Here is a 15,095-nt window from a genome sequence, read left to right as displayed (position 1 = left end):
AAATGAAAAAGATTTTTTTGAACAGGTCTTGAAGCATGGTTATTGGGGGATAATCTCGTATTGAAGGGTGGTGGAATATTCTTCCGATTTGGCATTAATCAGTCTTTCATCATTGGCTTTGGTAGAATATCGGATATCGTAATACAGGCTGGAGTTTCCCGTGGAGCCTCCTGTCGCAATAAGCTGTGGAGAAGCACTCAGCAGGATAGGATATACATTCCCATTGTTTCCGGAAACGGGGATGAGATTCATTTTTACGGTTCCTAAAGCAATGTAGTTTCCGGCAGGAGAGCTGAACTGCCCCTGAAGAGAACGTAATTTGATCTGATAATTGGTATTGCTTTTTACAATCAGTCCATTGGAATAAGTGACGCTTACTCCGTTGACATAATCCGACATGCTTTTGAATTCCAGTGATCCGTTGACCGCTTTTGCAGAAAACTGAAGCGACATTTCAGGGACATCGGTCGGAGTTCCGCTGAGCGGTCCGATGTGAATCTGAAAATTATGATCAGCCCTGCCAATAATATTGTTGTACCGGTCATACGCCGTAAACTGTACCGGAACATTAAATCGGGTCCAGGAAGGGTAGCTTCCCAGATAGGATCCTCCCATAACGGTCAGGCTGTATTTTACCTGCAGGTTATAATAGCCGTTGGGCTGTGGCGGCTGATTGTACAGTGCTGCATTGGACTGTGGAATTAAAAAGACTTCCTGGTTGGCCTGAAGAAAAGTATTTAACGGCATTCCGATCTGCGGAATGGTGGGTACGGGTCCCGGATAAGCCTGTCCTGAAGTGGAAACGGGCTGAAATGATATTTTGTTGGCAGGCATCGTATAATTTCCATCTGTAGAAGTGATAGGCTGTTTCAGCCTCATGGATATTTTCCAGTAAGGAATATTAAATGCTCCATTACCTGCCAGGGTAAAGGTATAGGCATCAGGATTGGTATTTCCGCTGTAGGAATTAATTTGTAAGTAGCTGTTTATCCAGGAATTATAATTGACCTGTGAGAAGCAGTTCAGAGAGATCAGCAGAAAGAAACAGAAGAATTTTTTACTATTCATAGCTGAAACTTAATTCTCCTAATTCCAGATTGTTGTTGTCTCCGTAATCGATCATTACAGAAGCGGTATATTTCCCTTTTTCAAGGCTTGCCGGAAGCGGGATATCCATTTCTCTTTTGTTTCCGGGCATGGTGTAAAAGATAATGGGATCCAGTGATACTTTTTTTCCGGTTTGGGTATTCACAAAGTCGGTGAAAATTTTTCCGTCTCCCCATATATCGCCCTGATTGTCAAAAAATAGGTTGATGGTATTGGTCGTTTTTCCGTATACCAGATTCTGGATTTCCAGTTTTTTAGTTTTGGCGGCAGGCAGCTTATGGAATAATTTGATTCCTGAGCGGATGCTCACTTTGATGTTGGCGCCTTTATGATCCACATCATCTACCGGATTCATCTGACTTACATACAAAACGGCTGTATGGGCAGCCAGTTGGTCTGAAAGCGCATTCGGAACCGTAATGGTGACCTCAATATCTTTTTTTTCTCCCGGAGCCAGCGTGAAGTAATTATCTTCCTTTTTGACCGAAACCCAACTTGCGCAGGAAGTGGGAAGGGTATTGGCGGGATAGGTTACATTCTCACCTTTTTTGTCATACTCCCAGTCTCCAAGGCTTACCGCAAGGTCCAGAGAGTTCTTGGCACTTACATTCGTTACCGTTATTGTCTGGGTATTGCTGTTTCCGTTTCCCGATTCAAAATACAGTCTTGGCGGTGAAACCGAAACTCCTGTTTGTGCGTATCCATGAAAAGATGATAGGAAAAGAAGACTGAAAAGGAAAAGAGAGAGTCTGCTCATGACGGAGATTAGTTTTTAAATGTTGATAAAGTGCTGGGGTAGGTACAACACTTTATCATTACATAATGATAGCTATTATTGAGAAATAATCGTATACGTCAGCTCAGTAGTATATACTGTTGGATCTTGTCCCGCGATGTAGTTATCCAGGTAAGTATTAGCTCCTGCACCTTTATATTCAATATTGATTTTTTTGTCTACCCCTCCGGTAGAAGAAGTTACCAAAGTAGCTTCGTTAGTTGATAAATGTACATTCTGAGCATATTGAGCGCCGTTTACAGCTTCAGAGCCTGCGCTTGCAATAATCTGGATCGTGTTAGCCTGGATGTTTTTACCTCCCTGCTGTAATACATCGTTACCACCTTTTACTTTTACCTGGAATCCTCCTGTGCTGTAAATGCTTAAGTGATCTGCGTTAAGAGAAGATACCCCGTTGGCATAGTCATCTTTGGTTTCGTAGTCTAAATTAACGATTTTTTGAGCGTTGTTAACAACAAGAGTCTGGATAGGCTTCAGTCTTACATTCAGCGTTACATTCTGTTGTGCTTGTAATGTTGAAAATCCAAGGATAGCAAAAGATGCTAGAATAAAATTTTTCATAAGGTTAAAGACGTTTTTTTGTATTAATTGTTTTTAAAAATTGCGGTTGCAAAGGTAAATACAAAGAACATCATGGTCTTTGTGAAAAAATACTTATTATTTGTGAATTTTTACGAAGAAATAGGCGCGCACTGATGAGTACATTTTATGAATAATTACATAAAAAGTATCTTTTAAATGCTGATAAAATCACCATAAAGTAAAAAGAATGTTTAATTAATCTTAAACATTAATTTTACTTAATATATAGGGAATGAATAAATTGCATAATTGTTATTCGATGCATAGTAATTTTTTTAAGCCTTGCTTTATTTTTTACTGAGAAATTAGAGTTAATGTTAAAAAATTTTGCTCGTCACTGCTGTTGGAGCTTAAATCTTCCATTGCATTTTCTAACTCATGATCAATGATATATCTCTCCTGAACCACTCCTTTGTGATGGCTGATAAGAGAATAATCACCAGATTTTTCCCTGCTGCTTTCGGAATTACCGGAGGCGTCACGATATTCATCATATTGTGCATTCAGCTGAAACCCTGTCGGACTAGAGATGGTTACAGACTGAACCTCCCGGAAGGAAGACTCGTTCCCTTCGTCCGAAAATCCTGTGCCTACAGCAAGCATCTGTACGGGATAAAGCCTAACGTTAAGCCTTAAACCGTCTGCTGCCTGTGCAAATGATTTTGTAAAAGCAAAATAAAGCAAAATGAATAAAATATACTTTGCAAGCATATAACCTATATTTTTCCCCAAAAGGTTACTTATGTAAATATACAAATTATTTCATTTCGGAGGGATTTTTTCCCGTATGTTTTTTAATAAAATTAGTAAAGTTCCCTTCATTGCTGAAACCCAGATCGTAAGATATCTCAGAAATCGTTGAGTTGGAGAAGCTCAGGGCCTTTTTACATTCGGTAATGAGTTTTTCAATGATGATATGTTTGGCTGTTTTTCCCAGTACATACTCGGTCATCTCGGTCAGTTTCCTTGATGAGATATTTAGTTCTTCGGCATAATAAGCCACTTTTTTTGCCTTTTTATAATCTCTTTGCAACAGAACTTTGAACCGGTTGACATAATACATATAGTCAAATTTGATTTCCTTTTTGATTTCTTCAGTAGGAATATGCAGAAGGGCATCCAGCATCAGTCGTTCTATAGCATTATGGGCAGCCGCTATATATAAGCTTTCATCCTTTTTCCTGAAACTTTCCATCTGCTCCAGAAAAACCACTCTCATCTGTTCTACATTCAGGAAAGGTGCTATAAATATATCGGAATTATAATTATAAAAAAGCTGAGAATTGATAAAAAGACTGTCTTTATTTGATCTTTCATAAAAACTGGATGAAAAAGCAATTGAATATACATCTGATCTTTTGGTTTCACCGAAGACTATTTTCTTTTGCGGCCCTACGAAGGCGATACTTCCTCTTTTTAAAGGGTATGGAACATTCTCTACCGTTAGCTGGATATTTTCCAGAATAATATAAATGCAAAAATATTCCAGGGTATTGAATTCTCTTTTGTTGTTATTTCGGGCGATAATATAATCTAAACGATTGATACTGAATCCTATATTTTTTAACTGATCCGTTATTTTGTACATACATTATTAATCATTCTGTTCAAGAAAAATTCTTGTAAATTATTATATAAATATAAAAAATTTACCAAATAGTAAGTTTTGAAGGAAAAAATTAAGTTGAGTGTCCATGAAAATACCCGGTGACCGTCTGATCAACCGGGTATTGTTATACTTTTTTTCATTGTTAATTAAATGATAGACAATGATGTATGTTTTTTATTGGGGAATTATGTGTTTAAATCAGCTGGGACTGATGTTACTTTGCACATCCATTTTCTTAACCTCCATACGGGTAAGTATACAAAAACCACAGACAGAATTCCCGCCAGCGTTCCTACTACGACAGCCATTGCCGTTGCATCCAGTTTGTAATCCTTTGAAAAATTATACTGTCCTATAAACAGCAGTGACAATACCAATAATCCGGTAATTAATCCATGTAAGATGCTCAGTCTGGTCATCAGTTTTTTGATGTTGAGCTGCTCGTCTACCGTAAACTCTATAGCTTCCTGGCTGGCGGCATCCGTTACTCTTTTGATGATGTCTATGGTAAGAACCACCGGAAGGAAGATGGCCATCGGCAGGGTGAGACGGGCAAGATTTTGGGTTCCTGAAAAAAAATGGGTGTAGCCCAATTCCTTGAAACTGGCGTAAGCAATAATGAAATTAAAAAACACATTCGGAAGGACATAATAAATCGTACGCTTTATGAGAAAGCGTTTGAGGGTGGTTTTCTTTATCAGTCTGGGCTTCGGAGGCTTTATTTTAAATTTCATAGAGAACTTGTCAATAGCTCGATGGCTTTATCTTTTATCAGATGAGCTTCCTCTTTGGGAAGAAAATTTTCATTGGACATGAAGGTGAAGTCCATCTGCTGGTTGTACGTACTGGTGACTAAGGTATTTGAGTTCAGCCATGGGAAAGCCACGGTAGGACTAAAAATCGTTTCCAGGCTGAAGTTTTTATAATCATTCGGGATATTGATCTTGCCCATATTGGATAAGGTAATGTCATGTCCGCCTTCGCTGGATTTCAGCATATTGATCATCCGTCCTACAACAGGATGCATATGTTCTCCCATCCAAAGGAGTTCACGGGCTTCCATCTTATTGATTTTTGCAGTAAGGTCTTTTTTGATCAGCCTGGCATTGTCCATCACATCATTGCTGTTTTTCCTGATGGAAAGCTCCACGGTTGGGGCAAAAGCAAATAAATGATCTTCTTTAATTTCCGGAATAAAATGACGCACATCTACCGGGCTGATCACTTTACCTTTGGCACGGTCTCCCTGAACATCCCGGAAGGCCTGCATCACGGAAGAACACAGCAAAGCATGCACAGAAATCTGGTTGGCTTTACATTTTTCAGTGATAAGCCTGGTTTCTTCCTGAGTCATTTTCCAGTGAATGGTATAGCTTTTTCCCTGGTTTCTTTTTTTACTTTTTCGCTGCATGGAAAAGAATATTCTGGCGAACAGAAGGTAAAGGCCGGCCTTATATTTTTTGATTGATGTATTAAAATCCGAAGGCAGAAAATCATCAACAGATTCAAAAGCAACATAAGGAATTAATGGAGCATAAGGATTGTCGAGCAAACTCAGGAGCTCACGCAGTAAGGTTACTCCGGTGGTTCCATCGGATATGCAGTGAGGCATGACCCAAAGGATTTCGGAAGTATTGTGTCCTTTTACCCATACTACTTCGGCCAATGGTTTTTTTGGTGTTTCAAAAAGTTTAAACCATCCTTTTTCGGATTCTTTGAACCAGTCATCGTCTGTTGTACGCTTTACAATGCGAAGCGGAATAGGTTCAATATCTTTCTGTCCCATAAAATAAGGATAGTTTCCGATGTTATGATCAATATTCGTTCTTAGAATAGGATGCTTCTGCTGGATTCTTATTAAAGCAGCTTTAAAATTTTCTTCAGGAATCTCTCCTTTGATTCTTGCCGTATAGATACAGTTTAAAGGAGTTTCAGGATCTACATACATGATCCTTTCCACCATCATTAAGGGTCTTTTGATCATGATACTGCCATTTGTTTTAGTTGAGAATGGATGACCTGCATTACCTCTTCACGAACTGCCAGCGCATCTGTGTAAGGTAAATATCCTTCGCTTCCCATGAATGAGAAATCCATTTCACCCCGGTACGTTGAGGTTACCATTGTAGTGGTATTTCCCAGCGGTCCTATTACTGACGGACTGAAAATCGTATCTACCGTAAACTCCTTGTACTCATGAGGAATCTGAATGCGTCCCAGATTGGAAAACATACAATCGTTGGAGGATTTTCCGTTCTTCAACAGCCTGGTGAAATTACTCAGGGCATCATGCCCGGATTCCATGACCATCATGGTGATATAGGGATTCAGTTTTGAGGTCTTTTTTTCCACAGATTTCTGCATGGCACGGAGATTATCCTCAAAGCTTAGCTTTTCATCAGAAGAAACCACAATCATCAGCCCGAAAGCGAAAATATGATCTTCTTTGATCTGTCCTGCAAAACGTCTGATGTCTACCGGACAGGAAACTTTATTGAAGGACTTTTCTGCTCTTACTTTTTTAAATGCCTGCAATACCGCCGCACTTAAAAATGTATTTACCGTTACCCCCCGGGATTTGCAGTAAGTGATTAATTCTTTGCTTACCGATTCATCCAGCTTCCAATGGATGAGGTAATCACTCTGTCTTTCCACAGCTTTTTTGCCTGTAGGAATCCATTTGATGGCAGTGGCGGCCATTCTTCCGATAAGTCTGGCTTTCAGTTTTTGTCTGCGGCTGTTCAGGATATGGGCAGGAACCACATCTTCAATTCCCAAGATCGGGTTTTCTGTCCCGATTTCAGCTGCCGGATTGTCCAGAGCCATTAAAAACTCTTTCAGGAAGGCCATTGCAGAACCACCATCGCAAAGACAATGGTGGAACGCAAACAGCATGTCAGAAACGTCTTCCCCTTTGATCCAGACAAACCGGATCAGGGGTAATTTTTCGTAATTAAAGATGGTGTTCCATTCTTTCCTGGATTCTTCCTGCCACTGGTCCTCACTTTGTCTGGTGACGATTCTTACAGGAATGGAAACCGTTTTTTCAGGAACATTAAACCATGGAATATTTTTTTCATCATGGCTGATCAATGCTCTCAGCCAAGGGTGTTTGTTTTGAATCCGGGCCAGAGCCTGCTGTATCTCTTTTAAGGTAAAAGTCCCTCTCAGTCTGAACGGAATGACCGCGTTAAAAGGTTCTGTTCCGTCTCCCAGTAACATACGCTCACCAAATAGCAATCTTCTTTTCATAGGTTGATTCATAGGCTACACAGAAGCTAATGTTGAATGTTCGTTTACAAAATTTTCTAACAGCTCTACCGCTTTGTCATTTCCTCCGGCAAGGGTGAATGTATTTCTTACTTCCTGAGCGGCAGTTCTGTATTTAGGATTTTCCAATAATTCAAAAACGGTTTCACGAAGGGCCTCTACGCGGAGTCTTTTATACCGGATGCTGATTCCGCAGCCTGCCTGTTCGATCAGTTTGGCAATATGGAAATGATCATAAGCAATAGGCGTGATCAGCATGGGTAATCCGTTACGGAAAGTATCATTTACAGTATTGAAACCACCGTGGCAGATGACCATATCCATTCGCTGCATCACTGCCGATTGTGGCACAAAGCTGTTCACGATAAAGTTGTCCGGCCATTCTTCAAAAATTTCAGGTGGAGTAGCAGCAATCACTGTAACGGGCTGATCTTTAAATGCTGCAATGATTTTTTCAAAAAAAGCTTTTCTGATGTCTACCAGCAGCGTTCCCAATGATACAAAGATTTTTGGAGTGGTAGACGCATTCAGTTTATCCCAGTCAAACGGAGCATCATTCGGACGGCCTTTTACCGGCCCTACAAATTTCATATGAGGCGGAACGGTTTCAAATCCTGCGAAAGCCTGTGAAGTAAACACCATATTCAGTTTGTGAGAATGGATATAAATTCCCTCCTCATGAATTCCCACTTCTTTTTGAAGGTCTTTGATCAGGTTTTGCTGCCATTCCCAGATTTTTGGAGCACTTTTTTCCGTATCTCCCATCACATCCGGTGGTACAGGAGTTGTCGTTACACAAGGAATATTGTTTTTATGGGCGAAAAGAGCCCCTCCGAAAGTGATACAGTCGTTCACGATCACATCCGGCATCCAGCTCTCTGTTAAACGGGTTAATCCCGGCATCATCATTTTAGCGAAAGGAACATAGGTTTCTTCCAGTGCCAGCTTCATGACTTCAGGACCGGAACATGCGGGTCCGTCATCCTGCCTTTTCAAAATACGGGCAATTTCTTCCTGATACGGAACAAGATCTTCTTCAGGGTAGAAATAAGAACCTCCTTCAGGAATATGTTTACTGTCTAAAGGGGTAATCCCAAACCATTTTACTTCATGTCCGCGGGCAATCAGACTTGCTCCCACACTCAGAGTCGGGCTCACATGTCCGAAAAAAGGAGGAACTACGAATAAAAATTTAGACGGTTTTTCAGGTTTTGAAGCCTTTGATGTCGCTTGTTCCAACAGGTTGGCTGCTGTAGCAGCGCCTCCTGCTTCCACAAAAGACTGACCAACCTTCCGGGCTGCTTCACGGTAGCCCGGAGTATTTAAAATCTGGTGTACGGCTTCTCTCAGGTGATTGGCTTTAAATCTGTTAAAATTAAGGCGCTCACCCGCTTCTGTACGCACCACACGTCCTGCAACATGCGACTGATCATACGCAATCGGAATCACGACCAAAGGAATCCCGTTGGATAAGGTTTCAGAAACCGTATTATGGCCGCCATGGCAAACTACACCATCCAGATGAGGTAACAGATCCAGTTGTGGAACTTGTTGATACACCATGAAGTTATCCGGCCATTGCTCAAAAAGTTGTGGATCAGAAACTACTACTACAGTTAAATCTTCATCTTTGAAGGCATCAATAACCTTCTGGAAAAATGCCTTTTTATGGTCGTGATCGAAGGTAGTTCCGATGCTTACTAAGATCTTTTTATTGTCTTTGCTTTTTAATTTTTCCCAGTCGAATTCACATGAAACACGTCTTTCCGTAAGAACCGGACCTGTGAATTGGTATTGAGACGGCAGATCTTCCATTTCCCCAAAGAAATAACCGGAAGTTAAAACCAGGGTCAGAAGGTCTGAAGTTGCCAGAGAGCGTTCTTCCTGGAAACCCAGTTCTTTCTGCAAATCGATGATTTGATTCACTTCCCATTCGTGTACTTTTGGAAGTTCATTCATGATTTTAATAGCTGCCGGAGCGGTAACGGAAGTGGCGTAAGGAATACCAAGAGTTTTGGCTGCAACCGGAGCTGCAAATAACTGATGATCCCCGATAACCAAATCGGGCTGCTCTATTTTTAATAAAGTAACAATACCATTATAGCAATGTCTGTTCAGCGGGATAAGAACCTCTTCATACAGGAATTTAACGCTGTCGATTCCATACACTACTTTTTTGGAGATAATATCGAGATATTGTTCACTTTCTTTCTTTTCTTCGTCGGTCTGATCATATTGGATCAGTAATAATTTTCCTCCTTCGGGAAGTTTGGCCTCTAAAGTCGGGTCAAGGCTGATCCAGGCTACTTCATGTCCTCTTTTCAGCAGGGTAGCACCGATGCTTAAAGTAGGGTTGACATGACCTGTCAATGGTGGAACTATAAATGCAAATTTAGCCATGGTTTTGTGTTAAAATTTTAGATAAAAATTGAGCGATCGTTTCAGCAATGTGCTGAGGTTCCTGAATCGGAATATTGTGATCACCCGGGATTAATTCAAGTTCAGACTGGCTGATTTGAGATTGCAGCCACTCACCGGTAGGTCTGCAGTTGGAATCAGCGCCATAAAGCAATAGAGTGGGAGACGATAATTCATTAAAACGGGCTTCACCCAGGAAATGTTTTTCCTTAATCATATCTGCTTTGATGCTGGTCTGATTAAACAGAAATTCATACATACGGTGGTTCTTCTCCATTTGTCTTTTGCCCATCTGTACTTTGGTGGTATCTGTAAAATTGGCTACGTAATGCTCAAGAAATTCTTTGCTGTATTCATCAATGATGTTACGGGCTTTTTCATCCTGAGGATCCGGAGCTTCCATCACCACAAGCTGATTCACGCGGTCAGGATATTCCAAAGCTGTTTTTAAAGCGATAAGACCTCCGAAGCTGTAGCCGACAAGGTGTACTTTTTCCAGTTGAAGATGATCTATTAAACCTATCAGATCGGAAGACATGTTATCAAGGTCGTAGCCATCCAGAAAACGCTCACTCATACCGTGGCTTTTCAGATCGTACATCACCACATGGAAATGTTTTGCCAGCACAGGGGCAATATTAAAATAATAAATGGACAGGTTGCTGAACATACCGTGGATGAGTACCACGGTTTGTCCGGCTCCTTTGTTGAGTTCCTGTACATGAACTTGTCTGTTATTGACAGTGATTATTGGCATTCGTAGATATAATTGATGATCATACTAAGGTCAAGATTGATCAGCTGGTCAAGATCCATAGAAGATAACCAACCTGTAAAGTCGATCTGATCGCCAAAATGCGCCTTGATCTTTTCAGAGAAAGAGACAATCTCGATGCTGTCCATTTCAAGGTCTCTGGTGAATGAACTTTCAGGAGTAATATCCATCTCTTCTACAAATTCAGCACCTATCACTTCAGTAATAAAACCTTTTAATAAAGTAAAAAGTTCTTCGTGGTTCATTTTTAATGTTGCGTTTACAGTGTCCATCCGATAATATAATTTTTATGTTTAATAGTTTTGATTTCAATATTGTTGATCCACAGGTGATCGTCTTTTATTTCTTCGACTTCGAAGGCTTTAGGATTTCCTTTGAGTCCTGTTCCCAGAAACTTTCCGTAGGCTTCTTTGGCGACCCAGAATCGGGTAGTCCATTCCGCCTGATCTCTGTCTCTTAATAAGGTTAATTCTTTGTCGGTAAATACCATGTCATAGAATCCTGAACTGCGTTCTTCCATCAGTTCCATATCAATTCCTACAGATTTTCCATATCTCGCGATTCCCACGGCATCTTTTCCTTTGTGAGCCAAGGAAATATGTATATTTTCTGTAAAATCACTGATGAGGTAAGGTTTTCCCACTTCATCTGAACGGATTTCAAACGTGATCGGGAAGCAGGCATGATTTTTTTCTTTGCGAAGAAGATTTCTTACGGCATCTTTCACCGCTACACGGCTTACCATCCAGTTTTTCTTTTTGTTAGGTAATAGCTGCTGGTGATGCTGTTTTTCTGTTTGGTTGAAATATCTTTTCAGGATAAAATCCCATGAAGCAACTCTTGTATAGGCTTGGTGGAAGAAGAATACATCAGGAGCAATTTCTTCCGAAAGGCGGTTGTGCAGTGGTGACATGGAAACATTCCATAAGGCGGTATCAATTTCCAGTCTTCTGTTTTGCCAGCCCGTAATGGCGCACCATACTTTTCCGTCTCTTTTCAGGATGATATCGGCGATGGCAAATTCATCATTCAATTCGGTGAGCATGCAGGTACATTCAAAAATACCTTCCTGATCATGCATATCGCCGAAGAATTCAATATCTCTGATCTTGACAGGGAATGCAATACGGTCTTTCACCAACGTAAGCTGAAGCCAAAGCCCGAAAAGCTGTCCTGCATTATCCAGTAAAGAACCTTTACCACCGTTTCCTTTTATTTTTCCGATGATACCTTTATCTCCAACGGCAGAAACTTCAGTAATTCCCTGGTATTGGTCTCCATGGAACATGTGCATGTCATAGATTTCCTCAGGCGTTCTTTCAATGGGTAAAAGATGACCGATGGAAAGATTGAAGTCAGGTGTCGGAACAGAACCCGATTTTAAGACTACTTCTGCGTTGGCAAAGTTTTCAATATCGAGATAAGCGTGCTTCGGTGAGCGCCATTCTCCTTTTACGGTTTTTTCGAAAGGTTTGGCGACGTTCATCCATTGGAATACACTTACGTTCATGATTTTATGAACCAATGTTCCCGGGATTTCCGCTTCTGCGATTTCTGCTAATTGCTCAAAAATCATCGTCATCGGAATAACCGGTTCCATATCGGCTACATGAGCCCAGCCTTTGGGCTGTCTCAATAAACTGTGGTCGATCAGGTAAGGATGGCTTTCCAGTGTTACGTACAAATCTTTTGTGAAATTTGTATTTCTTGGTGCTTGTGGAGCAGCATATTGTGCTAAAGGAGCAGCCTGAGCAGGACGTGAAATTGTAATCTCCGGACGGTTCTGGAATAAAGTCAATACTTCTTCCTGCATACGGATCATATCCGCAACATTGTCCTGAAATGCCTGTACCAGCGGATGACCACTTTTGGCAGTCATGGTCGGAGCGTTAGCGGAATATTGTTTTGGCGAATCGAAGGATTGAGCCAACGCTTTCACTTCTTTAAAATTACGGATGATAGGTGAACCTAATTCCAGTTTAATACCTTTTCCTGAAGCTCTTTTCGATTGAGTTTGAATTTCTAAAAAGTCAAGGGCAATGGTTTTTCCTTCTACAAACAAGGAGGCAACTACCCTTTGTAATTGAGCCAATGCAGAACGGGTCGGAACGCTGGAAGCGATGGTGCTGAAAGCTTTTCCTTTCAAGGTATCATCAATAAATCCAATCAGACCGCCAGTTCCGACCTGAATGAAGACTCTTGCGCCTTCTTCGTATAATTTATCGGTCAGTTCACGGAAACGGACAGGTTCTACCAAATGCTCGGCACTCAGTTTTCTGATCGCTGCCTGATCTGCAGGATAAGGTTCTAAAGTGGTGGCAGACCACAATGGGATTTTCGTCTGCTGGAACTGTGCTTTTTCCATCCCCGCAAGGATCACATCCAATTTATCAGCAATAAAAGGAGAGTGGAATCCTGACTGGAACGGCAATACCTGATGGAAGATCTGTTTTGCTTTTAACAAGGGAACCAACTCATCCAGAGCAGTGTTGCTTCCGCAAAGAATCACCTGATTAGGGCAGTTATCATTGGAAATATATAAGTCTGAAATTTCTGAAATAAAAGGCTGTACTACCTCAATTCCGGCTCCTATGGCGATGAATCTGGAATCTTTTAATTCAAAAGTTTCAGGGTTCAGCACGTCAATTAAAGCTTTTACAGAATTTGCTTCTGCCAGCTCGGACGAATATCCTGCCAGCCATTCTCCTAAACTGTGCCCTGCATTCATATCCGGAATAATTCCCAGTTTTTTCAGTGAATTATCAAGGATACTGCAGTTGTTGAAGATGTTTAAGGCATCGGTTAAAAGACCTTCACCTTCTGTTTCGATTGGTGCTGATAATCCGAAATAACGGCTTACCGTTTCTACCTCACCTTTTGCCAGACCATCTAATCCAGGGAATACAAAGGCTACTTTACCGCCATCTTTTAATAATGGAGTAGAAGTGTACCAGATATCCTGTTTGTTTTTCCAGGTGATATTTTTGGAAACAATTTTAATGGCTTTTTCCAGTCTGGCAGGAGTTGGATCGAATATCGCAACTCTAAAATCTCCTTCACCAATGGTTGTTTCATTATTTTGTAATGCGGAAAGCAATTCTTCGTGTGTTGGTCTTGCCAGAATTAGCACCTTATCTTTTTTAGGCATATCATAGCCTTCCAGAACAACGTGTGCGTTGATACCTCCGAATCCGAAAGCATTCACTGCCGCTACTTTTGGCAGTCCTGTTTTTGACCAGTTTTTCGCTTCCTGTACCGGTTCAAACCTTGTATTCTGCATCTCCGAAGTGGGATTCTCGCAATATAAGGTCGGTGGCAAAGTATCGTGATGTAATGCTAAACAGGTTTTAATTAATCCTGCAATTCCTGCTGCCGGCATGGCATGTCCGATATTGGACTTTACAGATCCGATACCCGCAGCCGGAGCTGCTTCTTCTTTTCCGAAGAACTGGGCTAAGGTCTGAAGTTCTGTTTTATCGCCAAGCGGTGTTCCTGTGCCGTGAGCTTCAAGGTAACCGACTTTATTTTTATCTAAATCTGCGTTGATCCATGCCTGTTCCAACGCTTTCAACTGACCTTTTACAGATGGGCTTATCACGCTGGTTCCGGTACCGTCACTGCTTACGCCCACCCCTTTGATCACAGCATAGATTTTGTCCTGATCACGAACAGCATCTTCCAGTCTTTTTAACACCACGAAACCACAACCTTCACCAATCAAAAGACCATCAGCATCCATACTGAACGGTTTGATCTGTTGTTGGCGTGACATCGCTCCCAGCTGGGCAAAAATACTCCAGAAGGCAGCGTTCTGTCCTGTGTGTACACCTCCTGCGATCATGATGTCGGAACGGCCTCTCTGAAGTTCCTGTACGGCATGATCTACAGCGATTAAAGCAGAGGCACAAGCAGCATCCACGGTAAATGCAGCGCCTCCAAGATTGAAACGGTTGGCGACAAGTGAAGCAACAAGATTGGGAATTAATCCCATGGCGGTATCTGCTGCAAAACGGCCTTTACGTTCCTGAAAAGCATGTTTTACCTTTTCAATATCGGATGAAGAAACATGAGGTAACAGTTCCTGTAATAATGAGGAAATCTGTTCTCCGGTTCTTACGATTTCGATAGCACGGGTTGCTCCCGGACCGGTATAGTTTCCTTTCCCGATGATGATTCCTGCTTTTTCAAGAGAAGTATTCTTTTGAAATATACCTGCATCTTCCAGTGCTTTCTGTACCAGATCAAGGGTAAGCAAATGGTCAGGCTCCGTTCCTTCAACAGCCAGTGGCAAAATACCAAATGCGGTAGGATCAAATGTATAATCAGGGATAAATCCTCCACGCTGACAGTAAAAACGGTCAACGGGACTTGTGGCATCACTGAAATGAACAGGATCTATCCGATCCGCCGGAGCGACTTCGGTAGAATCAACTTTATTGACAATATTCTGCCAGAAAGTGTTGGCATCCTGTGCCCCGGGAAAGACACAGGATAAACCAATTACAGCAACATCTGTTTTTTTCATACTTTGTTTATGC

Annotated in this window: 12 protein-coding genes; all 12 read right to left on the bottom strand. The window is 41.3% G+C overall.

What is annotated here, in order from left to right; translation table 11 throughout:
• Window positions 1-39 precede the first annotated feature (39 nt).
• The 12 genes from V0410_RS08595 to V0410_RS08540 all read right to left on the bottom strand — a co-directional run bounded on the left by V0410_RS08595 (window position 40) and on the right by V0410_RS08540 (window position 15,082).
• Window positions 40-1,068, bottom strand: a complete 1,029-nt coding sequence (locus V0410_RS08595; protein WP_330747145.1) for a hypothetical protein — start codon at window positions 1,066-1,068, stop codon at window positions 40-42.
• Window positions 1,061-1,864 (bottom strand): fimbrial biogenesis chaperone, encoded by an 804-nt coding sequence (locus tag V0410_RS08590; RefSeq protein ID WP_330747144.1) that lies wholly within the window; start codon window positions 1,862-1,864, stop codon window positions 1,061-1,063. Before V0410_RS08590 ends, V0410_RS08595 begins: the two co-directional genes overlap by 8 nt.
• A gap of 75 nt (window positions 1,865-1,939) precedes the next feature.
• On the bottom strand, window positions 1,940-2,464 hold the full coding sequence (locus V0410_RS08585) for a hypothetical protein (RefSeq protein ID WP_330747143.1): 525 nt from the start codon (window positions 2,462-2,464) through the stop codon (window positions 1,940-1,942).
• A gap of 315 nt (window positions 2,465-2,779) precedes the next feature.
• On the bottom strand, window positions 2,780-3,196 hold the full coding sequence (locus V0410_RS08580) for a hypothetical protein (protein ID WP_330747142.1): 417 nt from the start codon (window positions 3,194-3,196) through the stop codon (window positions 2,780-2,782).
• Between the two features lie 46 nt (window positions 3,197-3,242).
• A complete protein-coding gene (locus V0410_RS08575; RefSeq protein ID WP_330747141.1) occupies window positions 3,243-4,073 on the bottom strand; it encodes a helix-turn-helix domain-containing protein in 831 nt (276 codons plus the stop codon).
• Between the two features lie 206 nt (window positions 4,074-4,279).
• Window positions 4,280-4,828 carry a hypothetical protein gene (locus V0410_RS08570; protein ID WP_202839129.1) on the bottom strand — a complete coding sequence of 183 codons (549 nt, stop codon included), beginning with the start codon at window positions 4,826-4,828 and terminating at the stop codon, window positions 4,280-4,282.
• Window positions 4,825-6,078, bottom strand: a complete 1,254-nt coding sequence (locus V0410_RS08565) for a phthiocerol/phthiodiolone dimycocerosyl transferase family protein (RefSeq protein WP_330747140.1) — start codon at window positions 6,076-6,078, stop codon at window positions 4,825-4,827. The genes V0410_RS08570 and V0410_RS08565 overlap by 4 nt, the downstream gene beginning before the upstream one ends.
• On the bottom strand, window positions 6,075-7,346 hold the full coding sequence (locus V0410_RS08560) for a condensation domain-containing protein (protein ID WP_330747139.1): 1,272 nt from the start codon (window positions 7,344-7,346) through the stop codon (window positions 6,075-6,077). Before V0410_RS08560 ends, V0410_RS08565 begins: the two co-directional genes overlap by 4 nt.
• Before the next feature lie 15 nt (window positions 7,347-7,361).
• On the bottom strand, window positions 7,362-9,764 hold the full coding sequence (locus V0410_RS08555) for a glycosyltransferase (protein WP_330747138.1): 2,403 nt from the start codon (window positions 9,762-9,764) through the stop codon (window positions 7,362-7,364).
• Complete coding sequence (locus V0410_RS08550) at window positions 9,757-10,539, bottom strand: alpha/beta fold hydrolase (protein WP_330747137.1); 783 nt, start codon at window positions 10,537-10,539, stop codon at window positions 9,757-9,759. Before V0410_RS08550 ends, V0410_RS08555 begins: the two co-directional genes overlap by 8 nt.
• Complete coding sequence (locus V0410_RS08545) at window positions 10,530-10,829, bottom strand: acyl carrier protein (RefSeq protein ID WP_034696900.1); 300 nt, start codon at window positions 10,827-10,829, stop codon at window positions 10,530-10,532. Before V0410_RS08545 ends, V0410_RS08550 begins: the two co-directional genes overlap by 10 nt.
• Window positions 10,817-15,082 (bottom strand): beta-ketoacyl synthase N-terminal-like domain-containing protein, encoded by a 4,266-nt coding sequence (locus V0410_RS08540; protein ID WP_330747136.1) that lies wholly within the window; start codon window positions 15,080-15,082, stop codon window positions 10,817-10,819. Before V0410_RS08540 ends, V0410_RS08545 begins: the two co-directional genes overlap by 13 nt.
• Window positions 15,083-15,095: the final 13 nt, after the last annotated feature.

The organism is Chryseobacterium sp. CP-77, from assembly GCF_036362765.1.
Classification (GTDB): domain Bacteria; phylum Bacteroidota; class Bacteroidia; order Flavobacteriales; family Weeksellaceae; genus Chryseobacterium; species Chryseobacterium cupriresistens.
This window is presented reverse-complemented; position numbering and strand designations above follow the sequence as displayed.

Excerpts from the sequence above, each read along its gene's own strand:
- V0410_RS08560 (WP_330747139.1), bottom strand. The coding sequence starts at position 7,346 with ATGAAAAGAAGATTGCTATTTGGTGAGCGTATGTTACTGGGAGACGGA.
- V0410_RS08555 (WP_330747138.1), bottom strand. The coding sequence starts at position 9,764 with ATGGCTAAATTTGCATTTATAGTTCCACCATTGACAGGTCATGTCAAC.
- V0410_RS08575 (WP_330747141.1), bottom strand. The coding sequence starts at position 4,073 with ATGTACAAAATAACGGATCAGTTAAAAAATATAGGATTCAGTATCAAT.
- V0410_RS08595 (WP_330747145.1), bottom strand. The coding sequence starts at position 1,068 with ATGAATAGTAAAAAATTCTTCTGTTTCTTTCTGCTGATCTCTCTGAAC.
- V0410_RS08590 (WP_330747144.1), bottom strand. The coding sequence starts at position 1,864 with ATGAGCAGACTCTCTCTTTTCCTTTTCAGTCTTCTTTTCCTATCATCT.
- V0410_RS08570 (WP_202839129.1), bottom strand. The coding sequence starts at position 4,828 with ATGAAATTTAAAATAAAGCCTCCGAAGCCCAGACTGATAAAGAAAACC.
- V0410_RS08580 (WP_330747142.1), bottom strand. The coding sequence starts at position 3,196 with ATGCTTGCAAAGTATATTTTATTCATTTTGCTTTATTTTGCTTTTACA.
- V0410_RS08550 (WP_330747137.1), bottom strand. The coding sequence starts at position 10,539 with ATGCCAATAATCACTGTCAATAACAGACAAGTTCATGTACAGGAACTC.
- V0410_RS08585 (WP_330747143.1), bottom strand. The coding sequence starts at position 2,464 with ATGAAAAATTTTATTCTAGCATCTTTTGCTATCCTTGGATTTTCAACA.
- V0410_RS08545 (WP_034696900.1), bottom strand. The coding sequence starts at position 10,829 with ATGGACACTGTAAACGCAACATTAAAAATGAACCACGAAGAACTTTTT.
- V0410_RS08565 (WP_330747140.1), bottom strand. The coding sequence starts at position 6,078 with ATGATCAAAAGACCCTTAATGATGGTGGAAAGGATCATGTATGTAGAT.
- V0410_RS08540 (WP_330747136.1), bottom strand. The coding sequence starts at position 15,082 with ATGAAAAAAACAGATGTTGCTGTAATTGGTTTATCCTGTGTCTTTCCC.